The sequence below is a fragment of the Streptococcus hillyeri genome, assembly GCF_003686955.1.
In the GTDB taxonomy this organism is placed as follows: Bacteria; Bacillota; Bacilli; order Lactobacillales; family Streptococcaceae; genus Streptococcus; species Streptococcus hillyeri.
The window spans coordinates 26,263-42,682 of the sequence record NZ_RCVM01000011.1 but is presented as its reverse complement, the minus strand read 5'-3'; the positions used below and the strand labels follow the sequence as shown (position 1 = coordinate 42,682).

At 39.5% G+C, this 16,420-nt stretch carries 21 protein-coding genes and 1 tRNA gene; 7 read left to right on the top strand and 15 right to left on the bottom strand.

The window, feature by feature from the left end; genetic code table 11:
* Positions 1 to 22 precede the first annotated feature (22 nt).
* The 3 genes from EAF07_RS06440 (at position 23) to asnA (ending at position 2,369) form a co-directional block, all read left to right on the top strand.
* Positions 23 to 94 (top strand) — tRNA-Arg (locus EAF07_RS06440).
* A gap of 137 nt (positions 95 to 231) precedes the next feature.
* On the top strand, positions 232 to 1,296 hold the full coding sequence (locus tag EAF07_RS06435; protein ID WP_121835772.1) for an MmcQ/YjbR family DNA-binding protein: 1,065 nt from the start codon (positions 232 to 234) through the stop codon (positions 1,294 to 1,296).
* 80 nt (positions 1,297 to 1,376) lie between these two features.
* Positions 1,377 to 2,369, top strand: a complete 993-nt coding sequence (gene asnA, locus EAF07_RS06430; protein ID WP_121835771.1) for an aspartate--ammonia ligase — start codon at positions 1,377 to 1,379, stop codon at positions 2,367 to 2,369.
* Between the two features lie 112 nt (positions 2,370 to 2,481).
* On the opposite strand, the gene EAF07_RS06425 is transcribed toward asnA, so the two are convergent.
* Positions 2,482 to 3,732 carry an aminopeptidase gene (locus EAF07_RS06425; protein ID WP_121835770.1) on the bottom strand — a complete coding sequence of 417 codons (1,251 nt, stop codon included), beginning with the start codon at positions 3,730 to 3,732 and terminating at the stop codon, positions 2,482 to 2,484.
* 142 nt (positions 3,733 to 3,874) lie between these two features.
* Between EAF07_RS06425 and EAF07_RS06420 the strand changes: the two genes are divergently transcribed.
* From EAF07_RS06420 to EAF07_RS06405, 4 genes are all read left to right on the top strand, one after another.
* Positions 3,875 to 4,003, top strand: a complete 129-nt coding sequence (locus EAF07_RS06420; protein ID WP_083959937.1) for a DUF4044 domain-containing protein — start codon at positions 3,875 to 3,877, stop codon at positions 4,001 to 4,003.
* A gap of 266 nt (positions 4,004 to 4,269) precedes the next feature.
* Complete coding sequence (gene obgE, locus EAF07_RS06415) at positions 4,270 to 5,583, top strand: GTPase ObgE (RefSeq protein ID WP_121835769.1); 1,314 nt, start codon at positions 4,270 to 4,272, stop codon at positions 5,581 to 5,583.
* A 194-nt stretch (positions 5,584 to 5,777) separates the two neighbouring features.
* Positions 5,778 to 6,332, top strand: a complete 555-nt coding sequence (locus tag EAF07_RS06410) for a GNAT family N-acetyltransferase (protein ID WP_121835768.1) — start codon at positions 5,778 to 5,780, stop codon at positions 6,330 to 6,332.
* A gap of 16 nt (positions 6,333 to 6,348) precedes the next feature.
* Complete coding sequence (locus tag EAF07_RS06405; RefSeq protein WP_121835767.1) at positions 6,349 to 6,519, top strand: hypothetical protein; 171 nt, start codon at positions 6,349 to 6,351, stop codon at positions 6,517 to 6,519.
* Positions 6,520 to 6,534: 15 nt separating this feature from the next.
* Here the strand turns inward: EAF07_RS06405 and EAF07_RS06400 are convergent, their stop codons facing one another.
* The 14 genes from EAF07_RS06400 to EAF07_RS06335 form a co-directional block, all read right to left on the bottom strand.
* Complete coding sequence (locus tag EAF07_RS06400) at positions 6,535 to 8,037, bottom strand: ATP-binding cassette domain-containing protein (protein ID WP_121835766.1); 1,503 nt, start codon at positions 8,035 to 8,037, stop codon at positions 6,535 to 6,537.
* A gap of 18 nt (positions 8,038 to 8,055) precedes the next feature.
* The gene (locus EAF07_RS10635) at positions 8,056 to 8,208 is read right to left on the bottom strand and encodes a hypothetical protein (protein WP_183121669.1); all 153 of its coding nucleotides are present in this window, start codon (positions 8,206 to 8,208) and stop codon (positions 8,056 to 8,058) included.
* A 620-nt stretch (positions 8,209 to 8,828) separates the two neighbouring features.
* Positions 8,829 to 9,497 (bottom strand): Fic family protein, encoded by a 669-nt coding sequence (locus tag EAF07_RS06395; protein WP_121835765.1) that lies wholly within the window; start codon positions 9,495 to 9,497, stop codon positions 8,829 to 8,831.
* A gap of 789 nt (positions 9,498 to 10,286) precedes the next feature.
* Entirely contained in the window at positions 10,287 to 10,829 is a 543-nt protein-coding gene (locus EAF07_RS06390) for a site-specific integrase (protein WP_121835764.1), read from the bottom strand.
* Positions 10,830 to 11,349: 520 nt separating this feature from the next.
* Positions 11,350 to 12,876 (bottom strand): DNA primase family protein, encoded by a 1,527-nt coding sequence (locus EAF07_RS06380; protein ID WP_121835762.1) that lies wholly within the window; start codon positions 12,874 to 12,876, stop codon positions 11,350 to 11,352.
* On the bottom strand, positions 12,833 to 13,171 hold the full coding sequence (locus EAF07_RS10540) for a hypothetical protein (protein WP_142925595.1): 339 nt from the start codon (positions 13,169 to 13,171) through the stop codon (positions 12,833 to 12,835). The genes EAF07_RS06380 and EAF07_RS10540 overlap by 44 nt, the downstream gene beginning before the upstream one ends.
* Positions 13,172 to 13,379: 208 nt before the next feature.
* Entirely contained in the window at positions 13,380 to 13,718 is a 339-nt protein-coding gene (locus EAF07_RS06370; RefSeq protein WP_121835760.1) for a helix-turn-helix domain-containing protein, read from the bottom strand.
* Between the two features lie 13 nt (positions 13,719 to 13,731).
* The gene (locus tag EAF07_RS06365; protein ID WP_121835759.1) at positions 13,732 to 13,926 is read right to left on the bottom strand and encodes a hypothetical protein; all 195 of its coding nucleotides are present in this window, start codon (positions 13,924 to 13,926) and stop codon (positions 13,732 to 13,734) included.
* Positions 13,911 to 14,141 carry a hypothetical protein gene (locus EAF07_RS06360; protein WP_121835758.1) on the bottom strand — a complete coding sequence of 77 codons (231 nt, stop codon included), beginning with the start codon at positions 14,139 to 14,141 and terminating at the stop codon, positions 13,911 to 13,913. The genes EAF07_RS06365 and EAF07_RS06360 overlap by 16 nt, the downstream gene beginning before the upstream one ends.
* A gap of 429 nt (positions 14,142 to 14,570) precedes the next feature.
* Positions 14,571 to 14,834, bottom strand: coding sequence for a hypothetical protein (locus tag EAF07_RS06355; RefSeq protein WP_121835757.1), 264 nt, complete (start codon positions 14,832 to 14,834; stop codon positions 14,571 to 14,573).
* 128 nt (positions 14,835 to 14,962) lie between these two features.
* Positions 14,963 to 15,370 carry a hypothetical protein gene (locus EAF07_RS06350; protein WP_121835756.1) on the bottom strand — a complete coding sequence of 136 codons (408 nt, stop codon included), beginning with the start codon at positions 15,368 to 15,370 and terminating at the stop codon, positions 14,963 to 14,965.
* Positions 15,363 to 15,842, bottom strand: a complete 480-nt coding sequence (locus EAF07_RS10785) for a hypothetical protein (protein WP_245962708.1) — start codon at positions 15,840 to 15,842, stop codon at positions 15,363 to 15,365. Before EAF07_RS10785 ends, EAF07_RS06350 begins: the two co-directional genes overlap by 8 nt.
* On the bottom strand, positions 15,829 to 16,035 hold the full coding sequence (locus EAF07_RS06340) for a hypothetical protein (protein ID WP_121835755.1): 207 nt from the start codon (positions 16,033 to 16,035) through the stop codon (positions 15,829 to 15,831). The genes EAF07_RS10785 and EAF07_RS06340 overlap by 14 nt, the downstream gene beginning before the upstream one ends.
* A complete protein-coding gene (locus tag EAF07_RS06335) occupies positions 16,016 to 16,324 on the bottom strand; it encodes a hypothetical protein (RefSeq protein ID WP_121835754.1) in 309 nt (102 codons plus the stop codon). The genes EAF07_RS06340 and EAF07_RS06335 overlap by 20 nt, the downstream gene beginning before the upstream one ends.
* Between the last annotated feature and the right edge of the window lie 96 nt (positions 16,325 to 16,420).

The window sequence follows — 16,420 nt, the reverse complement described above, 5'->3', positions numbered from 1 at the left end:
CTTTGTGGCAGATTTTTTACTAGCTCTCTTAGTTAAATGGATATAACAAATTCCTCCTAAGAATTAGTTGCAGGTTCGATTCCTGCAGGGGGCAGAAAGTGAAGAGGTTGTGAAAATGATTCCAGCCTCTTCGTTTTTACAATAATGTCAGGGTGATTTAGAGTGCAGTAGAAGATAACCGTTCATGGTTTTGCCTTCCCTACGCTCTTTTATATCTATGGAGAAAGTGTAATGGCTTTAGAAGATGTGGTATTTACCAAAAAGCGAGTATGTTTTGATAAGTTAATTCCTTATGGATTTTCTTTTGATGGAGAGATTTATCATTACACAGAGAGCTTCTTAGAGGATAGTTTTGAAGCTAGAGTTAGCATTTCAAAAGATGGGCATCTTTCTGCTTGTGTTATTGATTTGGAGCTTGATGAGGAATATTTAGCATTACGTGTTGAGCGTGCAGTAGGATCATTTGTTGGTCAAGTTAGAGAAGGATATCTTGAGATTTTAGAAAGAATTGCGGCCACTTGTTTTGAAGCTCAGCTATTTTCTCAAGAACAAACCAATCGTCTTGCTATTTATTTGACCGAAAATTTTGGAGATCAAACGGATAGTCCTTTTGCCAAATTTCCAAGTTTTACAGCTTTTCGTCATCCCGATAATCAAAAATGGTACGGTTTAGTAGGGACTGTGGAACGCTCGAAGTTGCAGCTAGGGGATGAGGAGTGGTCGAACGAAGATTTAAAAGAAGTTGTGGAAATCATTAATATCAAGGTTTCTCCGAATGATATTCCAAGGCTTACTGAGAAAACTTCGATTTATCCAGCCTATCACATGTCTAAGAAGTCGTGGGTCACTGTGGTTTTGGATGGTAAGGTATCTGATCAAGAACTCTTTGAGTTAGTGCTCAAAAGCCGTCAATTGGTTGCGCCAAAAACAGTGTCCAATCCAAATGGTACGGACTATTGGATTATTCCTGCCAATATGAAAAATTATGATATTGACAGGGAATTTGCGGCGCATCAAACGGTTTATTGGCATCAGAAAAAATCCCTTAAAAAAGGGGATGTCGTTCTAATTTATATTACTGCTCCGACAAAAGCGGTGCGGTATATTTGTGAAGTTTTAGATGACCATCTTGCAGAGGAAGATGGTGAGATGATGCTTATCCGTTTACGCCAGCAGCTCAGCGATTCTGAGTTAACGCTTGACCGCTTAAAAGAATTGGGAGTTACGAACATCAGAGGCCCCCGTCGTTTAACTGCGCCAGCTATTTCTTACCTCAAAAAGAACGTTTTATCATAAAAAGCCTTCATAAGGGCTTTTTTTTTAATAGAAAAGGAGGTATAATAGTTCCAATTATTGAAATGAAGCGAGGAGTTCTGATGAAGAAAAGTTTTATCCATCAGCAGGAAGAAATTTCGTTTGTTAAAAATACCTTTACCCAGTATTTGAAAGATAAATTAGAAGTTGTTGAAGTCCAAGGACCAATTTTGAGCCAAGTGGGTGATGGTATGCAGGATAATTTGTCGGGTGTTGAAAATCCTGTATCGGTTAAGGTCAAATTAATCCCTGAGCACACCTTCGAGGTTGTGCACTCATTGGCAAAATGGAAACGTCATACGCTGGCACGTTTTGGCTTTAATGAGGGAGAAGGACTTTTTGTTCACATGAAGGCTCTGCGTCCAGATGAGGATTCTCTCGACCCAACTCACTCTGTTTATGTGGATCAGTGGGACTGGGAGAAGGTTATTCCTGATGGGCACCGTAACATTGCTTACTTGAAAGAAACTGTTGAAAAAGTTTATAAAGCGATTCGTCTGACGGAACTTGCGGTTGAAGCTCGCTATGATATTGAATCCATTTTACCTAAACAAATCACCTTTATCCATACAGAAGAATTGGTAGAACGTTACCCAGATCTAACGCCAAAAGAACGTGAAAATGCAGTATGTAAAGAATATGGTTCCGTTTTCTTAATTGGAATTGGCGGTGTGTTACCAGATGGTAAACCTCATGATGGGCGTGCTCCTGACTATGATGACTGGACCAGTCATTCAGAGCGTGGCTACAAGGGGCTGAATGGTGATATTCTTGTTTGGAATGATCAACTTGGAACAGCCTTTGAATTGTCTTCAATGGGAATTCGTGTTGACGAAGATGCCTTGAAACGTCAAGTCAAAATCACAGGCGATGAAGATCGTCTTGAATTAGAATGGCATAAAGCTCTTCTAAACGGTCTTTTCCCATTAACCATTGGTGGTGGTATTGGGCAATCACGACTTGTCATGTTCTTGCTCCGTAAAAAACACATCGGAGAAGTGCAGTCAAGCGTTTGGCCAAAAGAGGTTCGCGAAGATTACGACAATATTCTCTAATGAAGTGGTTCGATAGATAAGAAAGCTGATTTATAAGGCAAGCCTGTTCGGTTTGTCTTTTTTTGAAATCAAAAAAACGCCAGCAGGAGCTAGCGTTTTTGATTTCAAGTGATTATTTGAATGAGTCTGCCCATTCTCCACCACGGAAGATAGGAACGATTTGTCCATCGGCAGTGATACCATCGACATCCATATGCTCTGAACCAATCATAAAGTCAACGTGTGCCGTTGAACGGTTAAGTCCAGCAGCTTCAAGTTCTTCTTGAGTCATTTCAGTTCCACCTTCAATTGAGAAAGCGTAAGCTTGACCGATTGCCAAGTGGTTTGAAGCATTTTCGTCAAATAGGGTATTGAAGAAGGTTAAACCTGATAGTGAAATTGGTGTTTTGTGTGGGACGAGGGCAACTTCACCAAGCGCACGTGCACCTTTACTTTCTTCAACCAATTTCTTGATAGTAGCTTCGCCTTTTTCAGCGGTTACTTCTGTGATTTGACCATTTTTGAAGGTGAATTTCATGCCTTCGATAATTGTTCCAGCATAGCTGAGTGGTTTGGTAGATGAGACATATCCTTCTGCACGACGGAAGTCAGGAGCTGAGAAGACCTCTTCTGTTGGCATATTGGCAATGAACTCATCACCTTGAGCGTTAACAGAACCAGCGGCTTCCCAAACATGTTTTTTAGGCATTCCAAGTGTCAAGTCTGTTCCTGGTGCAGTGTAATGCAGAGCATCAAACTGGTACTTGTTAAGAAGCTCAGCTTTTGCAACCAAGTTAGCTTGGTGCTCATCCCATGCCTTGATTGGGTCTTCTTCGTAAACACGGTTCAATTTGAAAATGGTATCCCATAGCGCATCAACTTGCTCTTCTTCGGTAGCAAGGTCAGGGAAAACAAGAGCAGCCCATTCTTTACCAGCAGCTGCGGCCAAGTTCCAGCTCACTTTATTGGCTTGAGTAGCTTCGCGTTGTTTCGCAAGTGCGATTGACAAAGCTTGTTGTGTTTTTGATAAACGATCTTGGTCAACACCAGCGAAGACATTTGGATCAGATGAGCGAACAAAGAGACGGCTTGCTTTTTTCTCTAGGAAATGATTTGATTTAGCAACCACATAATCAGCAACAGTTGTGATGCGATCTTCGTCAGCGTGTAGGAGTCTTTCGCGCGTGATTTGGTCATCAGCATAGTCAAGAACAACCTCAGCAGCACCGTGTGCGTAAGCTGATTTTACTAAAAGGCGGGCGAATTGTGATTGCTCCACATCAACAGTCATAATAACAGTATGGCCTTTTTTGACACCAAGTCCTTTAACAATAAGCAAGTCGGCATATTTTTTTAAGTTTTCTTCAAAATTAGGTAATGTCATAACCTTCTCCTATTTTCTAAAAGTCGCTTTTAAATATAGCATATTCTTCTAAATTTCTCAATGAAAAATCTTTACTATTGTTTGCGAAATCCCTCATTTCATGGTAATATAGATAGGAATTAAGCAAAGAAGAGGAATAATCATGGCTTTTGGTGATAATGGCAATCGTAAAAAAACACCTTTTGAAATTTTAGTGCAAATTGTAGTCATCTTTATGATTTTAATTACGCTTGGCGGTGTGGTCTTTAGTGCCATCAACGTCTTGATGTAAGGTGGAATTCATTTACAATTGGCAGGGCAAGAGCTCTGCTTTTTATCAATAAAAAAGAACAAGAGATAGTCGTGAAGGACTAAGGTCTGGATGAAGCTATTCTATTTAGTTAAAAAGAGAAAGGAAAGAGGGGACTTCGGTTAGGTATTGTACTAAACTGAACTCGGGCTAAATCCTCGGAAAAAAGATAAACCAACTTGTGTGCAAGCACTCATCGTTGGTTTCCTATTTTTCTATCTGATTTGGGCGCCCTCTGTATCGAATTTATGTCAATGTTTTTGGATACTGCTAAGATTAGTGTAAAGGCTGGTCGTGGTGGTGATGGTATGGTGGCGTTCCGCCGTGAAAAGTATGTGCCAGATGGTGGACCATGGGGCGGAGATGGCGGAAAAGGTGGCTCAGTTATCTTTAAAGTGGATGAAGGGTTGCGCACCCTTATGGACTTCCGTTACAACCGTAAATTTAAGGCCCAAGATGGTGAAAAAGGGATGACCAAAGGGATGCACGGAAAAGGTGCTAAAGACCTTATTGTCTCAGTTCCTCAAGGGACAACTGTTCGTGATGCTGAGACCGGTAAAGTGCTAACTGACTTGGTAGAGAATGGTCAAGAGTTTATTATTGCGCGTGGTGGTCGTGGTGGCCGTGGGAATATCCGTTTTGCGACACCTCGTAATCCTGCACCTGAGATTGCGGAAAATGGGGAGCCAGGTGAAGAGCGTCAGCTTGAATTAGAATTAAAAATCCTCGCGGACGTTGGTTTAGTTGGTTTCCCATCAGTTGGTAAATCAACCATTCTTAGTGTGGTATCGGCAGCCAAACCAAAAATTGGTGCTTATCACTTTACAACGATTGTGCCTAACCTTGGTATGGTGCGTACCAAGTCTGGTGAAAGCTTTGCGATGGCAGACCTTCCAGGCTTGATTGAAGGGGCTTCTCAAGGTGTTGGTCTGGGGACTCAGTTCCTTCGTCACATTGAGCGCACGCGTGTCATCTTGCATGTCATTGACATGTCAGCGAGTGAAGGTCGTGATCCTTATGAGGACTATGTGCAAATCAATACGGAGCTTGAAACTTACAACTTGCGCTTGATGGAGCGTCCGCAGATTATTGTTGCCAATAAAATGGACATGCCAGAAGCAGAAGAGAATTTGAAGATTTTCAAGGAAAAATTAGCAGCTAACTATGATGAATTTGATGAGTTGCCAATGATTTTTCCAATCTCAAGTTTGGCGCATCAAGGTTTGGATAATCTCTTGGAAGCAACAGCAGAGCTGCTTGATCAGACAGATGAATTCCTACTTTACACCGAAGAAGACATGCAAGACGATGAAGTTTACTATGGCTTCAATGCGGATGAACGTCCATTTGAAATCACGCGTGACGATGATGCTGCTTGGGTACTTTATGGTGAGAAATTAGAACGTCTCTTTGTCATGACCAATATGGAACGTGACGAGTCTATCATGAAATTTGCCCGTCAGTTGCGTGGTATGGGAGTTGACGAAGCCCTCCGCGAACGTGGCGCCAAAGACGGTGATATCGTCCGCATCGGAAACTTTGAATTTGAGTTTGTGGACTAAAGTTTGCCAGTGGCAAACTTTAGGTCGCTCCTTAGAAATTGGAAAGGAGCGATGATGAAGTTACTAACTGCGGAGAAACGGTAATATCGACTGTTTTTCCTCCGTGTCGTAGGTAACAAGCAGAGAAATAACAAGCGAGTGATGGACAGTGGAGGGGGTTGGCTGTGCATTTCAAAAATATTTGGAGTTGAGCTATGGATCATAAAGGAACAATTCAGCTTGAAACAAATCGCCTTATTCTAAGGCGATTTCAGTTAGAAGATGCTGAAGCTATGTTTCATCATTGTTGGTCTGACTTTGACGTGTGGAAATGGACCAGTTATGATGAGATGACGACTGTTGAAGACCTTGTCGTGAAAAATGGATTATTTACACATTGGTGGATGGGTTTGTATGCCAATTCCAATCGTTATAATTGGGCTATTGTCTTGAAATCAACGCTTCAACCAATTGGTCGAGTATTTGTCATCACTCTCAACGAAGAATCTTCAGAACTTGAAATTACCTATGAAATAGGGAAAAAATGGTGGAATCAAGGGTTGATGACGGAAGCCTTGCAAGAAATTATTCACTTCTTATTCAATGAAGTCCATGTTAACCGAATTATTGCCTATCATGCTAAGGAAAATCCTGCTTCAGGAAAGGTCATGAAGCACTTGGGGATGACGCTTTTTAAAATCGTTCCAGATGGTTGTACTTGTAATGCTGGAACGTTCGACAGTCACTATTATGAGATTTTTAGGAAATAAAACAGGAGGCAAGTTCATGGGAGATAAACCGATATCTTTTAAAGATAAAGATGGCAACTTTGTTTCAGCGGCTGATGTTTGGAATAAAGAAAAATTAGAGGAACTCTTTACCCTCCTCAATCCCAACCGTAAACTCCGCTTGGAACGCGAAAAACTAGCCAAAGAAAACACAGAAGAGCAAGCCTAGTGTGGCCTGCTCTTTTTAGTGTTTAACAAGATTTTCAGCTGTTAATTCATATCGTATTTCAGCCACTTCCGCAATGAATTTTCGGTCGTGTGACACGCTGATGATGGCTCCTGGGAAGTTTTGCAATAACTTTCTGATTTCAGGTTGCGAGGTTGGCGAAAAATTTCGAGTTGGTTCATCTAGAAGAAGAACATTGGCTTTCTCTAGCACCATTTTGGCAAAGAAAAGTTTGGCTTTTTGGCCGCCAGATAGCTGTCCCATCGGATGAGTGACTTCTTCACGAGTAAATTTAAGGCTTGCAAGTAAAGTACGACTCTCTTGCGCGGTCGCTGTTTCGCTGAGAAAAGCTAGCGCAGTCATCTGATTGTCCATACTTTCCTCATAGGTCTGAGGCATGTAACCTAGTTTGATATCAGCTTGCGCTGACAAATGCGTATGAATTTTCTTGAGCAGACGTGTTTTACCAATCACATTTTTCCCCGTAAAGACCAGTTTGTCTTGACCTAAAATGCGGATGTCAATCACTTGACCTGTCTCTAAAACGTCATTCTCCCAGTTGAGTAAGGTTTTTCTGGAAGGAAGCGGTGTGATCCCTGAAAAGAAGAGGTTGATGATATCGTCATTGTCGGGAATGGCGGTGAAGGCTGCAGCTTCTTTATCATAGCGTTTTTCTTGAGATTTGATATTTTTGAATTTTTTAGCCAGAAGCCGACCAGCCACATCATTTTTGGTATTCCTTAATTGATGCTCAACACTCTGGTGGAGGCGATGAATCCTAGCCAGTCTGTCAGCATGCTCCTCCCTCTCCTTATTAGCAAGTTGTAATTGTTTCTCATAGGTCTCCTTGCGCCATATCTGATATTCCTTATAGGTCATTGGTTGATAAGTTGCCTTGGCTTGGGTTCGTTTTTTGACGAGTTCTAAGTGTAAAATAGCTGTCGCGGTAGCCTCCAAAAACTGCTCATCATGAGAGATGAAGATGATCGTTTCTGGGCTACGTCTGATAAAGGATTCGAGCCATTGCAGGGTTTCCAAGTCCAAATCATTTGAGGGTTCGTCAAGAAGAATGAGGTCTGGTTCATAGCTGAGCAGTCTAATCAGTTGGAGTTTTAGTTTTTCTCCACCAGATAAGCTTTTTACGCTCTGCCCTTTTTCTTCAAAATCAGCCAAAGGAAAATCAAGTTCGTCAGCTAATTGATAGAGGCGATTAAAATCAAGGCGATCAAAGTCGGCACCTTGGTAAAGAAAATCTGTTACGGTAAGCTCAAGCTTTTCTTGAGGCAGGCTCTGTGGGAGATAGGCAGGGCAGTGAAAGTGGTTGATGATATGTCCGTCTATGGAAGCGTAGGGTGAGACGAGTTCTGGCTGATAGAGAACCTGCATCAAGGTTGATTTACCCGTTCCTTCCTCTCCGATAATGGCCAATTTGTCACCAGGATTGACGACAAGCGATAAGTCATTAAGGAGAGTAGAGAGGTCCTTTTGATGGGTGATGGTTAGATTTTGGAGTTGTAAAATAGGCGTTACCTCTTTCTGTTAACGATTGCCACGATTGTGATAGCCACCTGCTCTTTGAGCCTTCGTTGCATGATGTAGAGACTTATTGCTGTGGAAATCATGTTTGTGAGCTGTTTGCTTTTCTTTGATTTGATTAAGAATGGTATTGTGAGTAGTAGTGGTTGTTGTCATGTGGTTTTCCTTTCTAATCGTCACTTGTGGGAGGACGACAAAAACTCCCAACCTTACCAAGTTGAGAGTGTGTTCACTTTCAGTAATACCAATAGTATCCTAGAACGCCTTGCTGCGTAGCTTGTGACAACTAAAAAAACAACAAAGAAATCGTTTCTAAAACGAAGCATCTATCGGGTAACATCCTAAAAGAAAATAGAAAAAGAGCACACTAAAAACACATCTTGATAAGGTTTATCAATAACATGTTCTTAGTTGATCATGGCTCCGTTCCTCCGATAGTTTGATGACATCATTTTACTACTAAATGAAAACGTTGTCAAATAAAAAGCAAAAGAAAAACCTTTCCCAATCGGAAAGGCTACTAATCTTATTTCGCAGCGTTTGCGTCTTTGAGACCGTATTTAATATTTTATAAATTATCATCATTAATCTATATAATACAAGCGCACTATTATAATAGAAATTAAAACATTAAACTAAATCAACGTTTTTCATGACCTTTCATCAGTCGTTACCAAAAACGTTACACTAGAATAGCTTACCCGCCTAGTTTAGAAAATAAAAACCAATGGAATAATTATAAAAATATTGCATAAACAGTAATTTTAGATTGTTGATTAGAATTGCGTCACGCGCTCTCGTTCATAATTTAAAGACTGTTGTAGCATTTCAGAAAGTTTCTTGGTGTCTTGGTTTGCTAAATGTTCCATATATTCCGCCCTGTAGTCTTTAGAGATAATCACGGGGCTTTTTAGGTACTTCATGGCAAGATACATAAGCGCAAGCCGTCCTGTGCGCCCATTACCATCTGAAAAAGGGTGAATGCGTTCCAGCTGAATATGAGTATCAGCCAAAACGTCTAATATATCCTTTTCAGTAAGGGCTATGTCAAGCCTATAAGCGGTATTGTCCGCCCATTGCCTCATGAGTAACGGGGTTTCTTCGGGGCTTGCGGTCTTGAACTCTGCTCCTATAATGGCGTTTTGTTGCTTTTTGAATTGTCCTCGGTCGTGTTGTAGTCGGTCAAGTAAAAGCGTGTGCATATCTTGGATTTGCCCCAAATTAAAGGGTTTATCCTCTGCCAGTAAATCAAGTAGATAATTAAAAGCCTGTTTGTGATTTTCAATTTCATAAAATTCACGGATACTTTTGCGATTTGTTGGTAGTGTGTTCTCTAATATAATACTAACGGTCTCGGGTAAAGTGATTGTATTGCCCTCGATACCGCTAGAATGGTAAGCCATTCTTACCAGTATATCATCTAAATAGTTTTGATTATAGGTCATGTCCTGCCTCCGTTAGTTTATTATAACATAAGCATTATTCAAGTTTGAAAATTATCAACAAGTTTTTACCCCCTTTTTATCTAGATATGCTCGACTTGGAAAAAGTTCCCTTCACCGGTTCCCGCGTATAGGCTTAGTTTTCAAAGGAATGGGGGGAGCTTTTTAGCTTGGTAAGGTTTAGGAAAAATTGCTATTTTCTTGTATCAATTTTAGTTATTTTTGGGGGAGAGATACGCAAAGGGATTGACACCGTTATTATACCTAGGTAGGCGTTTAATTAAATCGGGGGGATTGTAGAAAATAAAGTATAGTTGAAAACATTTTTAAATGATTTTTTTAAAGAAGTACCCCCACCCCTTGAAAAATAAAATTACATTTTTGTCTAGTTACCCCTTACCACCGGTTTCCATGTCGCTATTTTGAAGCGATTTTTTTTAGGTGGGGTAGTTACTCTATAACTTTAAAATTCCTTTTTGTTGCGCGAAAAAATTTGTAGAATGACGGCGTGAAGTTCGGCGCGTGTATGTGCTAGGTTGTCACCCCCCTATTGTCTATAATCTGCTAACAACAACCAAAGCCCTTATAACATAGTTACAAGGACTTGAGTTTATTCTTTGCTGAAATGATTGTAAAAATCAATAAAATGGCGTTCACTTAATTAGTCATATCTTATATTCTGTCTAATTATGTTTCACCCTCTAACTCTAACGATATCAAGGGGTTACACGATTTCTAATAAACTTTCTAGCGTTTGCTTCAATATGTCTAATTAAATATCTAAAATGGCTTTTAAATATCAAAATTACTCATCTTACTATCTAAATCATCTTGCCTTACACCTATGTAAATAAGAGTGATGGCTGGGCTAGAATGATTAAAGATTGTCATTAAATCGGCAACGTTCTTGTATTTCTTATAATACCAATAACCAAAAGTTTTCCTCATGGTGTGCGTGCCTATGTTGGCTATTCCTAAATCTTCCCCAGCCGTTTTCAATATCCAGTAGACTGTTCTGCGGTCTAGCGGTTTATTTATTCCGTTACGGCTTTGAAATAGATAATGATGAAGTGGCTTATCTTTGATATATTCCCTTAACTCATTCTTGAGTTTTCTAGTCATTTTAATACTTTTAGTCTTGCCTGTTTTTTGTTCTTTAACTCGGATATGCCAGCCTTGCACGTCCTTAACTCTGAGTTTTAAAATGTCGCTTATGCGATAACCTGTGTTAATGCCAACAAGGAAAATCATGTAGTTGCGTTCACTCCATGCCCTTAAATAGTCTTTCATGGCTTGGATATCGTCTTTATCCCTTAATGGTTCAACTAAATTGATAAGCTATACCTCCTTATCTATCGTATTCACGCGCTCTGAGGGTGGCTGATTTTCAGAGCAATTTTCTAAACTAAGTAGCCTTTCCTCTCGTTTGCGGTCGTTCTCTACCCATTGCTTACGTTTCGCCTCCGCTTCGGTAAGCCCTTTATACTTGCCGTAACTGCGTATTCTAAAATGGTCTATATTGGTTTGATGGTTTATCAAGTCGCCTCCTTTGTGGTTAATTCTACTACTCTCTACTTCACCTTACTTCACTTAAGAAAAATAAGAGTAGTAACGAAAACCCTTGGGGCGCAAGGAGTTTCACAATTCTACTACACCTACTACACTTTCTTGCAACTCGTTGATTTTTTTATAAATATATATACTATACCTTTTACTTATTTTCTTTTATTATTCTTTATATATTTAAGTGTAGTAGGTGTAGTAGAATAAGGTAGAGTAGTGAAGTGGTGGGATTTAATCTACTACACTTATTCCCTAATGTCGTAGTAGAAAGCGTAGTAGGAGTAGTAGAAAATTATAATTTTTTATAGCCTCGTTGATTCTTTTTCTTTGGTGGTTCATAGTGTGGCAAATAGCTTGGCTGGTCTTCTTTAGGGTAAAAGCCTGCTGGTAGATTTGCGCCTACTCTCAAGGTAACAGGGTAGTTTAGTTTTACCCAACCATCGGGCAAGTATCTTGTAAAAGAGCCGTGAAAGCTTTGGCTATTAAAGTCGTGTTGGTGGTTATAGTGTTCCGTATAGCCTTGAAAATTCCACCATACCCAATCATTAGGGATAAAAGTGGAATGAATACCTTGAAATAAGTCTTGACTAAAAGCAAGAATAGGGTCAATAGTTTCTTGATATTCATCTAATAACTTAAGCGAGGCTTTGGGTTCTATGAAGTCTGAAAAATTAAGGTCTATCACGCGCTTTAAAATATATTCTAGGACGTTTCTGCGCGTGATATAGTCGGTTTTAATAGCTCGGTTAGGTTTTTGCTTAAAGCGTTTTGTAAATGGTAGAATAACCATTCTGCGCCTAATAGCGTGATAATCGCCTTTTATTCTAGGTAAAGCGTTTGTAGATTGAATGACAACCGTTTTTATAAATGTGCTATAAGCGTCTTTACCTTTCTTTTCTACTGTTACGGTATCACCACCAACCAAACTAAACAACTTTGAAGTATCTCGGATAATCGCCCCAGCTTGTACGTCGTCCCCAATGATAGCTTGTTTCCCTACTGCTTGGGCTAGTGTGAAGCGGTTATTTGCGTCTAGGTCGGTTATTTTGATACTAGCGATATTCTGACGCCCGATAAGATTAATAAAGAGCTCTTGAAGTGTTCCTTTACCTGTGCCTCCCTCTCCGACAAACCAAAACATTTTAGCGAGGCTTTCGCCTCTGACGACTGCTGCAAGAAGTTGTAAAGCAAGGGTATATAAGTCTTTATCGTTGTTAAATAAGTCAAGTAACCAGCTATCAAACTCCCAACCTTTAATTTTAGGGCTTTTGGCGTTTGGGTTGTAATTGGTTGCTATTTTATGTGTGAATACCTTTAACGGTGTGTAGGGTTCTAACTGCTTTGTTTTACGGTTGTAAATGCCATTGCCGACAATTACTAGAAAAGGGTCGGCTTCGGGTGTTCTGTGTGGCGCTTTACGGGTTAAGTGGTAAATACAATCACTAGCCCTTTTCTCGTTGTGACGTGGTTCTATAACGCTCACAAAATCTTTTAAAAATTCCCTATCATTGGTATATATTCCTTGGTCGGGATTGTAGTAATAGACTGGTTTTGTTCCCTCGTCGCTATCTATACGGCAAATAGTTAATAATTCCGCCATATAGTGGGCAACGGTTAAAGGTGGTATAGGTTTTTTAAGTTCAGCTTGTGCTTGTTTTTCCTCTAACCCTTCCTTGATAAGTTGTGTTAATCGCTCAGATTGTTTATTGTCAACAAAGCTTCTAACTCTCTCTTGCCAATTTTTAAAAGTGCTTAATTTGAAGGATTGCTTAAACTCACGCGCAAGCGGTGTGACGTTCCTTAATAGTTGTTGTGTCACTTTCGCCCTCCTTTGTGATTTTGTTTAGTTCATTGATAAAGTGTAAAGCTAAATCCGTCCTTGTCACTAATTTTGCAAATAGTTCTATAATGTTCGAGGGGTCGTAACCATTGAAATAAAGCAGTTTAATAAAAGCAGTTGTGTCCTCCTCTGTATCAATCCCGTAGCAGACTTTTTCAAGCAACCAGTCATTAAGGGTTAGTGGTCGCCCTTGTTTTTGTTTTGCTAGTGCTTGGAGTTCTAACCCCTCGAGAAAAGCAATCAGTTTATTATCTGCTAAGTTAATCGCGTTCATTCTAACAAGCTCCCACCCCTTAACATTACTTTCTTTCTCTCTGATAGCTAAATTTATCCCACTGTGAGAAAAAGGAGTTAAAAAAACGTGTATAGGTTTGAAATAAACCAGTTTAAAATGATTATCTTTGTAGTAGCACTTGCTAGGATTGTCAGAAAGAAATGAAATGCGCGCTAAATGATTTTTATGGATTGTGATTTCTAGTATTTCATACATTTTTAGACCCTCTATATTTGTTCAGAAAAGCTTGTAAGTCTATTTCATTCAAAATGGACAGGCGTTTTTCTTCCTCCGTTAATTGACTTTCTAGGGTTATAATACCTTGCAATAGTTCACTATCATTGCTAGGAATGAAATAACCTCGATTGTTACCCTTTCTTTTAGCAATGATAGGGATTTTGTATTTTAAAATTAAATTTCTAATACATTCCCGAACAGTTCGGGGAGTTAAATTCAATAACCTAGATATCTCTTTACATGTCATGGCATTATCACTTCCAATTCTTAAAAGGTCAAGCACGCGCTTATAATTTCCATGGAGTTCCATAAAATAACCCTCCTTAGTTGTAATGTTTATTAGAAAGCCATATATAAGCCCCGTAGCGCTCTTTTACGTAGTCCTTTGGTGTTTCTGTCGGCTTTGTGTCTGAAACATCGCTAGGCTTGTCATAGTGCCATAATAAAACGAGAATAACCAAGCATACGATGATTAAAATAATACTTTGTGTTGGTGTTAAGTTCAGTTCGTTCGGCATGTTACACCTCTCTTTGCTAAATGATTCTTGATATATTGGCGTTTTTCTTTGTCACTTAATTCTAAAAATTTCTCTATGTCTTCAAGTGTTAAAACTTGTTCGATAAAATCACTGATAAACTGAAATAGTTCAGGTCGTGTTAGTCTGATTTCTTCCAGTCTCTGCTCTAGTTCTTCGTCAGTCCATTGCTTTGATTGTAATTTTATTTCTGTCATGCCTTTCCTTTCTATTTTTTATTCCCTGTGTAATTGCCTGCGCTGGTGCGCGTGCTTATCCGTGATTTAAAGAGTTGCCTTTTTAGGTTTTTCTATACGAGATTTTTACTATATCCGTTTGCTTGCTTAAGCTATCCCTCAGCGGATAACCGCCCTAAATTTACTAGCTTTTTTTGCTATGGTCGTGTAAATTTGTGCTAAAATAAATAGCTTATCAAGTGTGTAGTTAATTCTAGTGGTTTAGATAGTTTAGCTATCTATGGCGATAACCTAACCTAAAATCATTTATATCTTGTCTCTATTGCTTAGGTGTGATATGATTTAAGCAATAGTAAAAGCCCTTAGTTTTTTTCTAAAGTGTGCTTTTGCTTAATCATATTTACTGAAAGGCTTTAAACTTTGGTCGGTTCTATAAGCCTTTTTTTGTTGCTATTCTTTAAGTTTTTCAAGAATGGCGTCAACGTCTCGAACGTCATAATACACTGATTTCCCTTGCCTGCGTGACTTTAGTCCGTTGGCTTTTAGGTATTTTAGGTAACGGATATCAAACCGATATTCTTTTAGTAGTTCTTGTTGCCGTAGGGGTTTTCTTAATTGTTTTTCAACCTCTGCGCGTGCCATTTCTCTAGCAATGTCTAGCGTGCCTTTTACTAGCTCTACGCTTGCTTGCTCTCCGAGTAGTGCGACGGTCATTCTTAGCCTCCTTTTGTTTTTGCCCTCTAAAATCCTTTATACGCCGTTTTAGGTATTAGGTGATGATTTATATTAAAATCAATTTAAAACGCTGATTTTCCCCCCTAAATTTAATAATTTAAGGTACTCTAGGCGTATAGTTCATGAAATTCTTTGAAATACTTGTCTGGTATTTCGTTGATAGCTTGTTGTTGAAGCTGAATAGCCTTTAATCTGTTGGTGTCGCTTGCGGTGGTTTTGCTGATGATTTCTGCGGTAGCTAGAACTTGCTTAAAATACGCTTCTAGCTTTAACTTGCGCCCCTCACTTACTTCTTGCGAGCTTTCAACTTTGTTTTTCAAAAGCTGAAAGTCGGTTATTTCGCCATCTTGAACGGTGTAATTAATCACATTTCTAAAACGCCATTGATTAAGTCGCTCTTTAATGTCTGATAATCGCCAACCGTTCAGCTTTTCCATTAGCAAGTCAAAAGAAATAAGTCCGTTTTCATTGTAAACTTGTAATAAAATTTCTTGTGTAAAAGGTGTTTTAGCCATTGTCTCCCTCGCTTTCTGCCTCTTTTTCTTGGATTTTGTCAATTTGTCGGCTTTCTCTAGGGGTAATAACGTTCATACAGTGGCTAATTAGCGAGCCTGTGAGTTCTTCCAGCTCTATCCAAGCATTGCCGTAAACCTCGCGATATTTGGGTTTGATATCTTCTTGAAGACTTTCAAACGTTCCTAGTAGTTCATCAATTTTAAACAGATTGACTAAAACAGAAACCATGTCGGGGCGCTTGCCTACCTTGTTCTTGCGTTTTTTATGCTTGGGCTTGCCGTTTGGTTGGTAGTGTAGGGTAAAATCTTCTAGCATGGTTTTAATGTCATACCAGGCAAGGGCGTTGCTTTCTAGCAAGCCGTCTAAAACATCGGGATTTTTAACTTCTTGCATGGCGCTAGCGAGTGCCTCGCGTTCGTCTATCCATTTCTTAAACTCTTGATAAGTTGGGTTAGTTTTAGGTGTTGTCATGTGTTTTCTCAATTTCTCTTTCTAAATACTTGATGACACCCCATATAAAACGGCTAACCGTTTCAAATGGTTGTGCTAGGCTTGTTTCTAATGTTTCGCTTTGTAGGTGGGCGAGTTGGTCGGTTATGGTGTCAAGCAGTTTGTCCGCCTCCTTGGCACGTTGAAGAAGTTGTTTAAGCTCTGCTTTTTTCATCTGACAGATATCCCCATAGAGCGATATAGTCGCCCTCCTCGTCCAATTTTAGCAGTAAATCAAGCGCCTTTTTATCTAACTTAGGTAGATGCTCGGGTACGCTTAAAATCGCCATATCGGGGTATTTTACCGCGTCTAGCGTGCTATCTAGTAAATCCATAAGAGAAAGCTCAAGACGTGCCACTTTAAGTGCTAGGTCGTTAAAAGTAGCATTTTCTTTCAAGTCTGCGGTGCGTAACACTAAAAAATCATTTTTAGTCATTGAAGTATGTTCGGTTTCGTTAATCATATAGTTGTTTTCCTTTTTGTCACGCGCTCGGCGTGGTTATTTTCTAAACTAGGCGAGGTAAGCCGTTGTTTTACTTAATCATATTGTTTTAAGGTT

What these genes read in the sequence shown, in the direction of transcription:
- EAF07_RS06420 (WP_083959937.1), top strand. Translation starts at nt 3,875, where the DNA reads ATGGCTTTTGGTGATAATGGCAATCGTAAAAAAACACCTTTTGAAATT.
- EAF07_RS06340 (WP_121835755.1), bottom strand. Translation starts at nt 16,035, where the DNA reads ATGAAAAAAGCAGAGCTTAAACAACTTCTTCAACGTGCCAAGGAGGCG.
- EAF07_RS06350 (WP_121835756.1), bottom strand. Translation starts at nt 15,370, where the DNA reads ATGGCTAAAACACCTTTTACACAAGAAATTTTATTACAAGTTTACAAT.
- EAF07_RS06370 (WP_121835760.1), bottom strand. Translation starts at nt 13,718, where the DNA reads ATGGAACTCCATGGAAATTATAAGCGCGTGCTTGACCTTTTAAGAATT.
- EAF07_RS10785 (WP_245962708.1), bottom strand. Translation starts at nt 15,842, where the DNA reads ATGACAACACCTAAAACTAACCCAACTTATCAAGAGTTTAAGAAATGG.
- EAF07_RS06365 (WP_121835759.1), bottom strand. Translation starts at nt 13,926, where the DNA reads ATGCCGAACGAACTGAACTTAACACCAACACAAAGTATTATTTTAATC.
- EAF07_RS06360 (WP_121835758.1), bottom strand. Translation starts at nt 14,141, where the DNA reads ATGACAGAAATAAAATTACAATCAAAGCAATGGACTGACGAAGAACTA.
- obgE (WP_121835769.1), top strand. Translation starts at nt 4,270, where the DNA reads ATGTCAATGTTTTTGGATACTGCTAAGATTAGTGTAAAGGCTGGTCGT.
- asnA (WP_121835771.1), top strand. Translation starts at nt 1,377, where the DNA reads ATGAAGAAAAGTTTTATCCATCAGCAGGAAGAAATTTCGTTTGTTAAA.
- EAF07_RS06335 (WP_121835754.1), bottom strand. Translation starts at nt 16,324, where the DNA reads ATGATTAACGAAACCGAACATACTTCAATGACTAAAAATGATTTTTTA.
- EAF07_RS10540 (WP_142925595.1), bottom strand. Translation starts at nt 13,171, where the DNA reads ATGAACGCGATTAACTTAGCAGATAATAAACTGATTGCTTTTCTCGAG.
- EAF07_RS06395 (WP_121835765.1), bottom strand. Translation starts at nt 9,497, where the DNA reads ATGACCTATAATCAAAACTATTTAGATGATATACTGGTAAGAATGGCT.
- EAF07_RS06425 (WP_121835770.1), bottom strand. Translation starts at nt 3,732, where the DNA reads ATGACATTACCTAATTTTGAAGAAAACTTAAAAAAATATGCCGACTTG.
- EAF07_RS06355 (WP_121835757.1), bottom strand. Translation starts at nt 14,834, where the DNA reads ATGACCGTCGCACTACTCGGAGAGCAAGCAAGCGTAGAGCTAGTAAAA.
- EAF07_RS06435 (WP_121835772.1), top strand. Translation starts at nt 232, where the DNA reads ATGGCTTTAGAAGATGTGGTATTTACCAAAAAGCGAGTATGTTTTGAT.
- EAF07_RS06405 (WP_121835767.1), top strand. Translation starts at nt 6,349, where the DNA reads ATGGGAGATAAACCGATATCTTTTAAAGATAAAGATGGCAACTTTGTT.
- EAF07_RS06410 (WP_121835768.1), top strand. Translation starts at nt 5,778, where the DNA reads ATGGATCATAAAGGAACAATTCAGCTTGAAACAAATCGCCTTATTCTA.
- EAF07_RS10635 (WP_183121669.1), bottom strand. Translation starts at nt 8,208, where the DNA reads ATGACAACAACCACTACTACTCACAATACCATTCTTAATCAAATCAAA.